9 protein-coding genes and 1 pseudogene are annotated in these 14,391 nt (G+C 51.8%); 9 read left to right on the top strand and 1 reads right to left on the bottom strand.

The annotated features are described in order from the left end of the window. Entirely contained in the window at positions 1-2,310 is a 2,310-nt protein-coding gene (locus tag ACP158_RS02320) for a penicillin-binding protein activator (RefSeq protein WP_424947379.1), read from the bottom strand. A 230-nt stretch (positions 2,311-2,540) separates the two neighbouring features. Between ACP158_RS02320 and rsmI the strand changes: the two genes are divergently transcribed. From rsmI to ACP158_RS02365, 9 genes and pseudogenes are all read left to right on the top strand, one after another. Continuing rightward, positions 2,541-3,398, top strand: coding sequence for a 16S rRNA (cytidine(1402)-2'-O)-methyltransferase (gene rsmI / locus ACP158_RS02325; RefSeq protein WP_424947380.1), 858 nt, complete (start codon positions 2,541-2,543; stop codon positions 3,396-3,398). 548 nt (positions 3,399-3,946) lie between these two features. Next, a complete protein-coding gene (locus ACP158_RS02330) occupies positions 3,947-5,557 on the top strand; it encodes a thrombospondin type 3 repeat-containing protein (RefSeq protein WP_424947381.1) in 1,611 nt (536 codons plus the stop codon). A gap of 129 nt (positions 5,558-5,686) precedes the next feature. Then, positions 5,687-9,103 carry an AAA family ATPase gene (locus ACP158_RS02335; RefSeq protein ID WP_424947382.1) on the top strand — a complete coding sequence of 1,139 codons (3,417 nt, stop codon included), beginning with the start codon at positions 5,687-5,689 and terminating at the stop codon, positions 9,101-9,103. After that, positions 9,100-10,218, top strand: coding sequence for a hypothetical protein (locus ACP158_RS02340; protein WP_424947383.1), 1,119 nt, complete (start codon positions 9,100-9,102; stop codon positions 10,216-10,218). Before ACP158_RS02335 ends, ACP158_RS02340 begins: the two co-directional genes overlap by 4 nt. Before the next feature lie 488 nt (positions 10,219-10,706). Then, positions 10,707-11,805, top strand: a protein-coding gene (prfB, locus tag ACP158_RS02345) for a peptide chain release factor 2 (protein ID WP_424947384.1) whose coding sequence is annotated in 2 segments (ribosomal slippage) — positions 10,707-10,781 and positions 10,783-11,805 — 1,098 coding nt in all. Because the reading frame shifts where the segments join, the coding sequence is not laid out codon by codon here. A 25-nt stretch (positions 11,806-11,830) separates the two neighbouring features. Next, positions 11,831-13,321: a lysine--tRNA ligase gene (lysS, locus tag ACP158_RS02350; protein ID WP_424948385.1), complete on the top strand. Its 1,491-nt coding sequence runs from the start codon at positions 11,831-11,833 to the stop codon at positions 13,319-13,321. Positions 13,322-13,353: 32 nt separating this feature from the next. Continuing rightward, a complete protein-coding gene (locus tag ACP158_RS02355; RefSeq protein ID WP_424947385.1) occupies positions 13,354-13,716 on the top strand; it encodes a ParA family protein in 363 nt (120 codons plus the stop codon). Then, a complete protein-coding gene (locus tag ACP158_RS02360; protein WP_424947386.1) occupies positions 13,713-14,219 on the top strand; it encodes a hypothetical protein in 507 nt (168 codons plus the stop codon). The genes ACP158_RS02355 and ACP158_RS02360 overlap by 4 nt, the downstream gene beginning before the upstream one ends. A 74-nt stretch (positions 14,220-14,293) precedes the next feature. Next, positions 14,294-14,389: pseudogene (locus ACP158_RS02365) on the top strand (amino acid--tRNA ligase-related protein); the annotation flags it as partial. Positions 14,390-14,391 lie beyond the last annotated feature (2 nt).

The following is a 14,391-nucleotide window of genomic DNA, read 5'->3' on the forward strand; positions in this document are numbered from 1 at the left end:
TCAATCGGTTGTGGGGTCAATCGGCTGCGCCAGCCCGGACACAAACCTGGCCCATAGCGGATGACGCACAACGCTGCCGTCCTGATCAACACTAACCGCCATCGCCCGACCGAAAAACCGCTCCAGATTTTTGCTGCGCAGCGCATTCAGGCGCGGGATGATCTGGTAACTTTGTAGCCCAAGGGCGTATAGACGATTTAATGTTGAGTTTTGATATGGATTGCGCGGCTTGTTTGCGGAGGCTTGCGGCTCGTCGTGTTCAGGATTATTGAGGCCTGAAATTTTATCACGCGCTTGATCATGCACTGAATTGATGGTCTCCAATGCGCCGCTATTCCCTTGAGCAATATTAATCCGATTAATATCGCCGCCGCCATTTTCCTCTGTCGGGGTTGCCTCAGGCTTAACTTCAGGCTTAACTTCAGGCTTAACTTCAGGCGCCGTTTTCAGGCTGGCTTTCCGGGCGGCTTTGCGCGCCCGCTGCTCGGCGACTTTTAATTTATACCGGGATACGTCATCAAGCATCCATTTCATATCGCCGAATATCAGGCCATCAAGATCGGCGTCGACCGCCGGGTTGGGGTTGCCGCTATACACATACGAAGTGGCGTATATGGGCAAGTCGTGCGCCTGGAAGAAACGCAGTTGGGGTACGACCAAACGAGATTGAGCTGCATTTGCCGCAAGAAAAAGCATATCCATATCATCATTGCGCCGCGGCGTGAATTTTAAATGGGCGTCTAGCTGCGCCTCCAATAAACGCGCTCTGGCAATGCTTTTGTCCAGGCCCAGGAATTTTTGAATAATCCTGGTATAGTCCGAAATATCCCCGGGAAACGACTTGTTGTTGACGATGCGCCCGCCCAACAATTCCCATTGGGAGGCAAAGGCGTTCGCCACCCGCCCGCCCCAGTTGCTCTGGCCGCGAAACACCGTGGCTTGCCGATGCCCGTCCGCAAACGCCTTGTCGGCAATTTGCTGGGCTTCTTTTTCGGGCGATAAACTGATGCCGAATAAGTTATCGGCGATGTTCTCTAGTGGAACTTCCGCAATCAACAGCGTGGTGATTTCCGGTTGTCTGGAGGAAAGCAACGCATCGGCAGCCTGTCTGCCGAGTGGGCCAACCACAAAGTCGGCCCCGTCATTGACCGCCGCCTGATAATAAAACGATGCGAGATGCGGCTCTTCGCCAACATCATACACAACGACCGCGGGCGGTTTAAGCGAAATATTGTTGCGGTGCGCCTGCATGAAGCCGTCATAAAATGCGCCCGCGACAGTCCCATAAGGGGAGACCAGCGGCAGCAATAACGCGATCTGCCGGTATTCATCGCGCTCGCCCAGTCCAGCATATTGAGCGATAAGTTGGGCTTGGGCGGGATGGTCGGGATAGACTGACCGCCAATGCGCTAAATCGACATCAATATACGTCAGGGTGGTCGTCTCCAGAGTGTCGGCCAGGGCCAGCCAGCCAGCGAGATCGGGATTGAACCGATTCTCTCTCAACAGGGAAGCCTGCAACGCATCCATGCTGCGCAACAATTGCACTATTTTTTGTTGATTTTCGAGTTGTTCCGTATTGCCAGCAATATCGCCCGTCAACCGATCGATGTCAAGCCGCGCCGCCGCGGCCTCGAACTGATGACCCAGCGCAATTTGGGCATTGGCTAAAACAGATAGAACCTGTTTTTTAATCTCAATATTTTGTATCTGATTGTGGTTAAGCGCGCTCAATAATTTAACAGCGCGCGCATATTCTCCAGATGCCTGAGCCAGACGGGCTTGAATTATTTGTGCGGAAAAACCCTCATCGAGTGTGAGAGAATAATCCATAAGCGTTTCAACCACCGACTGGGCAGTGAAATTTTGACCTTGCCCGATAAACGCATTGATGGCGCGGATGAGTAATGCGGGCGCTTCCCGGTCGGTCACGACTTTCGACCGCTCAAGCAATTCCCAGGGGTTGTCAGCGACTATAATCTGATCATCAATGCGATCATCCATGCGATCATCCATGCGATCATCCATGCGATCATCGATGAGTAATGCGGACGCTTCCCGGTCGGTGACGACCTTCGATCGCTCAAGCGGTTCTCCAAGGTTATCAGGGTTATCAGTGGCTATAATCTGAGCGTCATTTTCGAAGGCATGGGTAATGACTTCTTGGGCTTGTTCTTCGGTTGGGTGGACTTGTGGTTCGGGCAGTGATTCCTGCAAAACCGCTTCAGGTTTTGCGGCCGACGAAGAGATCGGGGGTGAAGTGGCCGGGAGCGTTGAACAACCGACCACGGTTAGACACGCCAAACTCATGATTAATATCCTTGGGCTTAGGACAGACAACCTGAGTGGACGCGCTAATGACCGTATTGCATCGCGATCCTTTTTAAATAAGCCCATAGTCGTCATCTTGCCGTCGTCATATTGTTGTATTCTAAAACATAAACAAGCGCGGCGGCGATGATATTGCTTGCCCCGATAACGCTAGGATGGCAGTATTCAGCGGCACCTTAACTATAACGCAAAGCATACGAAACCATTCGATGAACGGCAAAATCGGCAGTCTGTTTGTAGTCGCGACCCCCATCGGCAATCTCGGCGACATCACCGAGCGAGCGATTGCCGTATTGACACAGGCGGCGTTGATTTTGGCTGAAGACACCCGCCATACCGGAAAACTGCTGTCGCATTTCGGGATTTCAACCAAAACCAAATCATTTCACCAACACAACGAACGCGCACACACCCCAAAAATCATAGGGCGATTGCAAGCCGGAGAAGATATCGCCCTGGTCAGCGATGCCGGAACGCCGCTGATCAGCGACCCTGGATTTTGTCTGGTGCGCGCAGCGCGAACAAATGGCATCAGCGTTTCTCCGATTCCCGGCGCCAGCGCCCTTACCGCCGCCTTATGCGCCTCCGGATTGGCCACGGATCGGTTTTGTTTCGAAGGGTTTCTGCCGGCAAAATCCCAACCGCGCCGGCAACGTCTCCAGCAGTTGCGCAACGAGAATCGCACGGTGGTATTTTATGAATCCAGTCACCGCATCATCGCATCGCTGCACGCCATGGCGGAGAGTTTTGGCCAGGACCGGGAGGCGACGATTGCCAGGGAAATAAGCAAAAAGTTTGAGACCTTTTACTTTGGCGGCATCGCGCGCCTGATTGCCCAAATGGAACAAAACCCGCGTCATCAAAAGGGTGAGTTTGTGATCGTGGTCTCGGCAAGCGCGCGCGATGCTGCGGACGCAAACTGGGATAACGCAATCCGATTGCTGCAATCGCTCATCGTTGAGATGCCCGCTAAAACAGCCTGCAAAATTGCCGGCGATACGTTCGGCGTCAATAAAAACAAACTCTACCGCGTAGCGCTCGAAGATAAAAACAGTGATTCAGGATAGCAAAAAGCGCGACTGAGTCGGCGTAAAAATCCGCCAACGCGTATTCCGCGGCCACGGAATTATCGCATGGCAATATGTCCGGGCTCAGACACATAAGAGACTGTTAATCTGGCCCGGCTGGTGCGCTTAAAGCAGGTCAGGCCGGCGGCGTCGGGAGTGGGACTTTAGTCCCGCCATTTGCATGGGCTTGGCGAGGCTGAAGCCTCACTTCCGAGGGCGTTGAAGGTGACCGCGATCAACCAGGAACTGGTCCATTACCAGTGGACCTATAATCATGCCGAGCACACGATAGTTTGGATTTAATGACGCCGATGGCGTATTATCGGCAACCCACCTTGGCGACCTGATTTTGTCTCATATGTGGTGAACCCGGACAAAGGCTATCAATGCACAACCGAAAGTGTAAAATACAGTCGGTGAATGAGGAAACCGGGTTTGCAACGTTTGCAACCCTGGCCGACTTGAACTCTGAATAATAATATCGAATAGAAGGCTTGGCTGGTAAGGAAATGGCTGGTAAGGAAATTTTTGCATGAAGCCATTTTTGCATGAAGCTGATGATTATTAACCACAGCACCGGCGTCGCCGCAACACAGTTTGCGACCAATCCCTGCGCAATATTTCTCATCTCGGTCCATATTGGTTTTTCATGTCTCGCCGCCCCTGCCTTTGCCGCCGAAAACCTGGACCGTGATGCGAAAAAGTTTTGCCTTGATTTAACTAAACAAGCACCCATATCGGGGCGACAAATGCGCAACTCGGGAGGACAAACACAGCAAGACATCAATGACATACAGATAAAAAGCTTGCTCAATGTCTATCACGGCGGCAAGAAATCTTTCGCGGAAAAAAGACGGCTCGTTTGCATGACTGCGGTTCAACATCAGCGCGCCCGCGAAAGATTGCACAGTTTAAACCGTGCAGACACACTTTTTTTCAAGACGCATTTAAAGCCGCGGATGCTCAGGTTGCTGGCATTGCGGGATTCCGATGGCGACGGCATTCTGGATTTCCGCATTAAGGAAGCAGGCACGTTTTTAGCCAATGATACTGATGCAGACAATGACGGCATCAGAAATTTGTTTGACCCTAGACCGCAAACAGCGCGGCCAATCAAGGACCAAACAGACCACAATGACGAGGACCAAGACGGGTTGCCTGATCACCTGGATTGGTCAAACACCAACCGTTTTAATTTGGCCATGCAAAAAAAGCAATGGCAAAAAAAGCAATATTTAGTTGATGCCCAACTTTCGGCATTTCAAAAATACGGCATTGTCTATATACAGAGTGATTATGTTTTTACGCCACAACTCGCCGACCTGGCCATTGATGTACTCAATATATTCGACCGTCAATACCAAAAATATAATCTGGAAATGAACGCGCAAAGCTTGACCACGGCGCGTCAATATGACGTTGCTCCGAATGATGGCATCGTTGCTGAAGTATCCTCGGTTAATGGGCAAATAATTGTCTATGCAGAGGGCATCAGCAACCTTTCAAACAGCACCGACAATCTGATTTCAACGCTTCTGACCGTCATCCATGAATTTGCCCATGTTGTTCAAAACGCAATGGACTACCCGCAAAACCAAACCGCGTTGCTGAAACAAAATATACACCAGCAACCCAATGTCTTTGCCGCCTATGTGAACCGGCTCGGATGGCAACTGAACACGAGAAATCGCAAGGATAACTTGCCCAACCACGGCTATGTGAACCATGGCCAGGAACCGGTTGCGGCCGTTGAAATTTATAAAAACCGCGAACCGACGAGCATTGCGAAAATATGCGCCGGGGAAAAACACCCCGCGCTGGGGCAGACGACACGGAAAATCTGGGAGGAGGTCAATGGGATTCAATGCTATGCATTCGTTAGCGTGCGCGAATGGCATGCTGAATATGTCGCGGTCACGGTTTTATCCGAGATGTATGCCCGACTAAAGCAAACGCATGGCAATGCAGCCGAAAAGATTATCCGCCGTGCTCAGGCAAAAATAAAACTGGATTTCGATGGAGAAGGCTATGACTATAACAATGCGGATAAAAAGGCGGTAAACACGATTGCTGAAGATCTTGAAATGCCGGATATATTGTTAGACCGATTAAATGAAAAATATTTGGTTGAACCGTTTCTGAATTCTCCCGCACACTGAGAATAATAATTAGCCAAGAATAATTTAATCAGGAATAATTTAATCAGGAATAATTTAATCAGGAATAATTTAATCAGGAATAATTTAATCAGGAATAATTTAACCGGGCTGTACTTATCCATGCAACGCATGTCAAATATCGATCAATGGCTATCCGGGCTTGGGCTGGAGCAATACACTGAAAGCTTCGCAGCCCATGACATTGACATGGACATTCTCGGCGAACTTTCGGAACCTGATCTTGAAGCGCTAAACGTATCGCTCGGGCATCGTAAAAAAATCCTGAAGGCATTCAGAATAGCAGCCAATAATGCCGACCGCATAAGCGATCCTTTGTCAACACCGTCATCCGCTGCCCCATCACCTGACCCATCACCTGACCCGACCCCAGGCAATACTGATGCGGAACGGCGGTATATGACGTTGATGTTTTGCGATCTTGTGGATTCAACCCGGATAGCGGCTGGATTTGATATTGAGGACATGCGCGATCTTAATCGGGCTTACCAAACGGCCTGCGCCGAAGCCATAAAGAAATTTGATGGTTATGTCGCCTGTTACATGGGCGACGGCGTGCTGGCTTATTTTGGATACCCCGCAGCCCGCGAAGATGATGCCGAGCGCGCGATATGGGCCGGGCTGGAACTTGCCCGCCGGGTTAATCAACTCAACCAGGTTTTTACCTTAGCGGATGGCATGACCCTGTCAGTCAGGATTGGAGTCGCCACCGGACGGGTGGTCGTTGAAACCATCGGCGACGACCCAACCCAAGAAAATGCGGTGGTCGGCGAGGCGCCCAATTTGGCGACCAGATTGCAGGGCCTGGCCGCGCCCAATGCCATTGTAGTCGGAGCCGATACACATCGACTCATCGTCAACACATTTGAATTTATCGACTTAGGCGAACAACCGATAAAAGGCTATGCCGCCCCGGTTCAAATCTGGCAAGTGCAACCGCAACGCCCCATCGAACAGCGTTTCCGCAGGAAACGAAACAACCCATTGACACCGCTAATCGGGCGCGAAGAGGAACTGATTTTACTGACTTCGCGCTGGCGCCGAGCATGCGAAAATGAAGGACAAGTGGTACTGCTGTCCGGCGAAGCTGGAATAGGCAAAACCCGGCTAATTGATGCCTTGCTTGAGCAAATAAACGAACCGCATCACTTGTTGAGATTCTATTGCTCGCCCTATCATTCCCATAGCCCGCTGTATCCCTATCTTGCAAATTTGATGCGGGAATCCATGATTTTGCCCGCCGACGATGATCAGGCCCAGTATTTGAAACTCAAGCAATTAGTGTTGGGGAAATATAAATTTGACGAAAACTTTTTGCATACCATTACCGCGCTGATTGCACTGCAAGTGGACGACAATGCCAAATTCTCCGATGCCGACCCGCAATGCCAATTGCAATTGGCGCAGGAGAGCTTAATAAACTATGTCATTGAATTATCTGAAAGCGAACCGGTATTTTTCGTGGTCGAAGATACGCATTGGATTGACCCGACAACGCTTAAAGTTTTGGATTTGCTGGTAACCCGGAATCATGCTCATTCCATCATGCTGCTGTTGAGTCATCGCCCGAATAAATCGTGCCCGGACAAAATATACATGGACAAACCTCTGTATTACGCTCAGTCCCACGTTACCCATCTTTCGCTGACCAAATTGACCGCCCGACAATCGCAGCGGTTGATTGGCGAAATATCAAACAATGCCGGGCTGGAGGAGTCGATAATCCAGAGCATCAGCGACAAGAGCGCGGGCATCCCCCTGTTCATTGAGGAAGTCACCAAAGTCATGCTGGACACGCGCAATAACCCGCAGAATTATCCCCGCAATGGTCAGGCCAGCAATGATCAAACTGGCGCGAACGCCGGCCCATCCATACGCGTGCCGGACACGCTACAGGCTTCCTTGCTGTCGATGCTGGATGGATTGGGCGCAGCAAAACATCTAGCGCAGTGCGCTTCTGTGATTGGCAACGCATTCGAGAAACCGCTGTTGCGCCATATTTGCGAACAGACGGATGAAACCGTTGAATCAGGGCTTGAAAACCTGGTTAACCAAAACATTATTTACCGGCAATCGGGCATGCTGGATTCCCGGTTTCTATTCCGGCACGCACTGTTGCGAGATGCGGCTTACGAAAGCCTGCTCAAGAAAAACCGCCGAAAAATTCACGGCATGATCGCCCAATATCTTTCTCCGCCGGATCTTTCTCCGCCGAAGAAATCCGCAGCCGCATCAGACCAGCAAGTCACCGCTTACCATTATGGCCAGGCTGGGGATGACATCAACGCATTTAATCATTGGTTGAACGCCGGAGAAACCGCATTCAATTCCGGCGCGACCATTGAGGCCGTGGAGCTGCTCGACAATGCGGCATCCCATCTCCCTGAAATCGACCCATCCCGCGCCAGTTTGAATCAGATCTATCGTCTGCACATGACTCGCGGACGCGCTTTGAATGCCGCTTTAGGCGCGGTCTCCGAGGAAGCGCATGCCGCCTTTCGCAACGCCGTGTCGGTGGCGCGGCGGATGAATAATATTGAACGGGAAATCGATGCGCTGGATTGGGAATTCGGCATTACCTTCAACGCCGGCATGATTCGACAATCATTGATGCCGGCGCAAACCATTCTAGATATCGGTATCAACCATGATCACCTGGCCGCAAAAGTCAGCGGACATCAGGTGTTGGGCATGGCCCATTGCGCGCTGGGCGAGTTCGTCACCGCGCAGCAACATCTGGAATCCGCGCTCGACACCAACGGACCGGCCGTGACCGGATATAAAGTCACCGGGCTTAATTGTTATCCCAGCATGACCCTGGATTATCTGTCCTATGTCAAGTTCTTTATCGGCGACAAAAAATCCGCGCAGTCGCTCTGTCGCCAGGCCATCGAAAGCGCGCGCCAGGAATCGGATTACGCCACCGCCTCGGCGCTGAGCAACAGTTGCTTTACCCAAATGCTGCTCGGCGACACGGCCGCGGTGCGCGCCTATAGCGAGGAAGTCATCGATCTGGCACGCGATCGCGGACAGCACATGTTCATCAATCGCGGGCTGCTTTTCCAAAACCTTGCCATTGCCAGCATCGATCAGGATTCACTGGCGCTGCAACAAGTGGTTCAAGCCACCAATACCTTATTCGAATCCAAAGAAGAAATCGATTTGACCTATCTGCTTGGCATGACCGCAGAGATACAAATTTCTCTGGGCGATTATCGTGCCGCGCACGAATCCCTGGAGCGCGCATTGACGTTGAGTCACAAGAATGAGGAGTTGTTTTATCAGGCGGAATTATATCGTCTTAAAGCCGAACTCGCCGTGGCCAATCGCAGTGAAGCCAGTGGCGTCGCCGACGGCCAGAATAATTACCAGAAAAATCACCCCAACAATCACCCGGGCGACCCAAGGTCTTATCTCGATAAAGCACTGGAGATTGCCAACCGACAAAAAGCCAGTGGCTGGATCGATAAAATAAATCACACCGCATCAAAAATCACTCCGGCATTCAGGGTTGATCATTGCCGATGATTTCACCTAAGGAAATTTCACAGTTATTTCGCACCGCACAGAATATTGACCCCACGCTCTCGATAAAACCGCGCTCATTGCCGAGATTATCCAGCCTGGCGATAGAAGCAGGGAAATATAATCGCAACCGCCTGTTTAAAAATATGGCAACTGGCAAAATATCCATTTTCGAGGATTTTCCATCTCCACTCAGAACCGCCAGACAGAGAAATTTAACCAACCCAACCGCTCTGATTCTGGATACGCTTTACCATTCCGACATTCAAGATCGCATCCGCACAAAATCCGGGGAAAAGGCGGCCTGGAAATATTTTACCGTTAGCGAACTTGCGGAAAAATGGCAACGCAAAAAAGCCAACATCAATGTAACGGACTTGCATTTTCGAGACACCCCGATTGAAAATGTTATCGATTCAAAACGTCTAAACCAGTTTAATCTTTATCCCGGTTCAACCGAGCATACCTCTTGGCTGGAAATGATGACTCTGGTGGTCAGCAGCCGCGCCGGATTTTCCGATTCCCATTCCGATGATTCCGATGGCAGCAATCACTGTTTCACCGGCCAGAAATTGTGGCTTGCCTGGGACACCCACGAAGGCATTGCCAACGGCTTGGAGGATTTGGATCGACAAAAAATCGAAGGCGGATGCGCGTTCGATGTGGAAACCTATTTATCGTTGCAAAGCGCATGCTGGTTTACCATCGAAACCGGCCAAACCTTGTTTATGCCGGGCCATTTAACCCACAAAGTTCTGACCCTTGAGCCCTATTTAGGCGTCGGCGGCTTTTATTTAGCCTTTCCAAATTTGTTAAGAACGCTTACGCGGTGGCTGGCGCATCCCCCCAACTGGGAAAAACTGGAGCGCAAAGGATACCGCGATTTGGTCTATCCCGATTTGATAACCACCGCCGTTAAAAAACGTAAAACCCTGCGACATGCGACTGAGAATTCAAAATTAATATGGGGGTTGGACTATCTTAAATACGCTATGAACGCCTGGAACCGGCAGACTGCAAATGCGGAAAAAGAGCGTCTGCTTGAACTGGAAGATTGGGGCAAGAGGGATAACATCGCGCCGGACGACATCGATCTGTTCCGCCCAGCCCCTCTGTGAAGGGGGGATTAAGGGGGGTTCGCGGATTGCCCGGTCTCCGCAAAGGCGTCCGCCGGCTTCGCCGTTGGATAATAACCGACCGTCATTATCGGGCTTGACCCGATAATCCAGTGAAACACCCAGCGGCGACAGCCGCTGACCTTGCCCGACGGCGATGGCACGCGGTTTTCCATCCCGCAATCATCGCTATTGCGCGGTGTCCGGGCTCAGACACAAATGAGACTATTAGCGGATGATCCGTTCTATGATTTGGCTGGATTTAACCTGACCACTCTGGAGTGGTCAGGTGGCTCGGCGAGGCTAAAGCCTCACTTCCGGCAATCATGCCCATCTCGGAAGCGGGACTTTAGTCGCGCAATCTGCAACTGACCTTGACGACCTGATGTTGTCTCATACAGAGTGAACCCGGACAGGCTATGTTATTCGCCGAAAAAATCAGGTATCCTCGCCGGGTCTGAAAACGTGTCCCCACTATTAATTGCAGGGTTATGTCCAGCCCAAACGAACTTGCCGATTCATTAACCCATTCGCGCGCGCGCGTGGCCGCGTTACGGGGGTATCTTTGACTATGAAAACAAGAAAGACCGGTTGCAGGAAGTCGAACTGATTCTGGAAAATCCGGCTATTTGGGATGATGCGCAAGAGGCGCAGCAACGCGGACGGGAGCGCGCCAATCTGGCGCAAGTGGTCAATGGACTGGAGCAGTTGCAGCGCGACCTTGCCGACGCTTTGGAGTTGCTGGATTTGGCGCGGGCCGAGGACGACGCTGAGACCGTTGAGGAAGTGGCCGAGGAGGCCGCGCGCATTGAATCCAGACTGGACAAACTGGAATTTCGGCGGATGTTCAGCGGCGAGGCCGATGCCCTGAACGCCTTCGTCGATATTCAATCCGGCTCCGGCGGCACCGAAGCCCAGGATTGGGCCGAGATGCTGTTGCGCATGTATAGCCGATGGGCCGAGGCGCAGGGCTTTAAATCGGAGTTGGTCGAGCGCTCGCCGGGCGACGTGGCCGGCATCAAGAGCGCCACCATCAAGGTGTCCGGCGAATATGCCTACGGTTATATGCGCACCGAAACCGGGATTCATCGCCTGGTGCGCAAGAGCCCGTTCGATTCGGGAAATCGGCGGCACACCTCGTTCGCCTCGGTCTATGCCTACCCGGAAATTGACGACAGTTTTGAAATTGACATTAATCCTGCGCACTTGCGGGTGGATACCTATCGCGCCAGCGGGGCCGGCGGGCAGCACGTGAACCGCACCGACTCGGCCGTGCGCATCACCCATCATCCGAGCGGAATCGTGGTACAGTGCCAAAATGACCGCTCCCAGCATCGTAACCGTGCTGAAGCGATGTCCATGTTAAAAGCCAGGCTGTACCAATCTGAATTGCAAAAACGCCGCCAGCAACAACAATCGGAGGAAGACAGTAAATCCAATATCGGCTGGGGCAGCCAGATTCGCTCCTATGTTTTAGACCAATCGCGAATCAAGGATCTGAGAACCGGCGTCGAGACTGGCAATACTCAAGCGGTTCTGGATGGCGCCTTGAATCAATTTATTGAAGCCAGCCTCAAGGCCGGCCTATAACTATCCATAAAACCGAACCATGCCAATGCGTGAACAAAGCGACCAACGCCAGCAAAGGCGCAACAAACTAACCGCGTTGCGCGCTCAGGGGAATGCGTTTCCCAATGACTTTAGACGAGACGCATTTGTCGGTGATCTATTGGAAAAGTATGGCGATGATGTTGAAGGCGTCGCGCGCCAAGCCCTTCGCGTCAAAGTTGCCGGGCGGTTGATGTCGCGGCGCATCATGGGCAAGGCCGCTTTCGCCCACATTCAGGACATGAGCGGCAAAATGCAGTTGTTTTTGCAACGGGATAACCTGCCCGACGGCATCTATGCCGAGTTCAAGAAATACGACATCGGCGACATCATCGCGGCGGAAGGCGAGTTGTTTCATACCCAAACCGGAGAGCTCAGCATTCGGGCCGACCAGATCAGGTTGCTGACCAAGGCATTGCGCCCGCTGCCGGAAAAATTTCATGGCTTGACCAATACGGAAACCAGATATCGACAACGCTATGTTGATCTCATCATGAATGAGCAAACCCGATCGGTATTCAAAATCCGCGCCCAAGCGATCCAGTATATTCGGGAATTCATGACCGAACGCCGATTTCTGGAGGTCGAGACGCCGATGATGCATCCCATTCCCGGCGGCGCCGTGGCGCGCCCGTTCAGCACCCATCACAATGCCCTGGACATGGCATTGTTTCTGCGCATTGCGCCGGAGTTGTATCTCAAGCGATTAGTGGTCGGCGGCTTCGAGCGCGTGTTTGAAATCAATCGCAACTTCAGGAACGAGGGCATCAGCACGCGCCACAACCCCGAGTTCACCATGCTTGAATTCTATTGGGCTTACGCCGATTACCATGACCTTATCGACCTGACTGAACAGATGATGCGCGGGGTATGCCAGGCGGTCGTGGGCGATGCCAAAGTAGAAAGCCGCGGTCAAATTATCGACTTTTCAAAACCGTTCCAACGCTTCACCCTGATTGAGTCAATCCTCCACTTCAACCCGGATATAACGGAATCCCAACTCACCGATTTGGAAGCAATCACCCAACTGGCCATTGAACTTGAAATTGAAGTGCTGCCGGATTATGGCGTGGGCAGAATTCAGACCGCGGTGTTTGGCAAGCGGGTAGAGGAGAAACTGATTGCGCCGACTTTTATTACCGCCTATCCGGTGGAAGTGTCGCCCTTGTCAAGGCGCAATGACGAGCAGCCGGAAATCAGCGATCGCTTCGAATTTTTTGTGGACGGCAAAGAGATCGCCAACGGCTTTTCCGAATTGAACGATCCGGAAGATCAAGCGCAACGATTCAAGCAGCAAGAGCAACGCAAGGATGCCGGCGATCATGAAGCGATGCACTTTGACGCCGATTATATCCGCGCACTGGAATATGGTATGCCGCCGACCGCCGGAGAGGGTATCGGCATCGACCGGCTGGTGATGGTGCTGACCGACAGTCCGTCGATTCGCGATGTCGTGCTGTTCCCGCACATGCGGCATGAAACAGTTTCTGATTCCTGAGCATATCCAGCTTTGTGATACAATCCACTGCCATGAGCGATACGCCTACAGTCATTTCTGTTATCAATCTCAAAGGTGGTGTCGGCAAAACCACCGTGACCGCTCTGCTCGCGCGTTATGCGGCGCGACAATGGGGCTTGGATGTCCTCGCTGTGGATTTGGATCCGCAAGCGAATTTGAGCCAAGCGTTGATGACGGAACCCGACTACCGCAAATTCATGGAAGAAAAACAACCGTCCATCGTGGAGTTGTTTGGGGATTTTGCCCCAACCACTCAAAACAAGCCGGGGCCGAGCCCGTTGAATCCGGCGGATGTTGTCAAGACGGTATCCGCTTGGGGGGGAAAGGAAATTCTCACCAAAATTGGCCTCAGCAAACAGGAGGCGGAACAATGAAGCAGGAACAATTGCAAAAGAGACTGGGTGTTCTAATTAACAGTTTTGGCTACAAAACCGTCCGCAAAACCCTTGGCGAAATGCGGGTGGAAAAATCCGCCGCCGCAAATCGCGGTGCGAAAATTCGCCGTGTCGGCACCGATGAATTAACCATAACACCCACTAAGAAAAGAATAAAACCTAACGCCGCGAATGTCGTTAAATCGTTCGACATAACCGACCGCGAGAAAAAAGCAATTCTTTTTATCATCGCGGAAAAATACGAAGCGAAAGAGTTCATGCCGAATGTTAATCATGTGCGCGATTTTCTCGGTGGCGCAAGGGATGTGTCGCGCATCAAATCGCGACAACAAGTAACTTCCGCTGTGTTCAAACAACTGGCCGGCTTGGAAACAAGCGAACTGCACGAAATGCTGGATCGTGGATTCTATGGTCCGTCCAAAAGATTAGAGTCCTATGCAAAGGCAATCGAAGGTTTCGCCAGACAAGACCGTTCCGCTTAAAACCGGTAAGTTGCCGCTTTCCAATAACCAATGAACTTGCCTTATCGCCAGAACGATGATGCCGTGTCCACAGCATCGACCGGCTGGTGATGGTGCTGACCGACAGTCCGTCGATTCGCGATGTGGTGCTGTTCCCGCACATGCGGCATGAAACCAAGCCGCAAACCTAACC

This window comes from Candidatus Spongiihabitans sp. (assembly GCF_965247905.1).
Lineage (GTDB): Bacteria > Pseudomonadota > Gammaproteobacteria > Arenicellales > Poriferihabitantaceae > Spongiihabitans.

Bases quoted from the DNA above. Each gene is read 5' to 3' on its own strand.
- ACP158_RS02320 (WP_424947379.1), bottom strand. From the start codon at position 2,310: ATGAGTTTGGCGTGTCTAACCGTGGTCGGTTGTTCAACGCTCCCGGCC.
- rsmI (WP_424947380.1), top strand. From the start codon at position 2,541: ATGAACGGCAAAATCGGCAGTCTGTTTGTAGTCGCGACCCCCATCGGC.
- ACP158_RS02330 (WP_424947381.1), top strand. From the start codon at position 3,947: ATGAAGCTGATGATTATTAACCACAGCACCGGCGTCGCCGCAACACAG.
- ACP158_RS02335 (WP_424947382.1), top strand. From the start codon at position 5,687: ATGTCAAATATCGATCAATGGCTATCCGGGCTTGGGCTGGAGCAATAC.
- ACP158_RS02340 (WP_424947383.1), top strand. From the start codon at position 9,100: ATGATTTCACCTAAGGAAATTTCACAGTTATTTCGCACCGCACAGAAT.
- lysS (WP_424948385.1), top strand. From the start codon at position 11,831: ATGCGTGAACAAAGCGACCAACGCCAGCAAAGGCGCAACAAACTAACC.
- ACP158_RS02355 (WP_424947385.1), top strand. From the start codon at position 13,354: ATGAGCGATACGCCTACAGTCATTTCTGTTATCAATCTCAAAGGTGGT.
- ACP158_RS02360 (WP_424947386.1), top strand. From the start codon at position 13,713: ATGAAGCAGGAACAATTGCAAAAGAGACTGGGTGTTCTAATTAACAGT.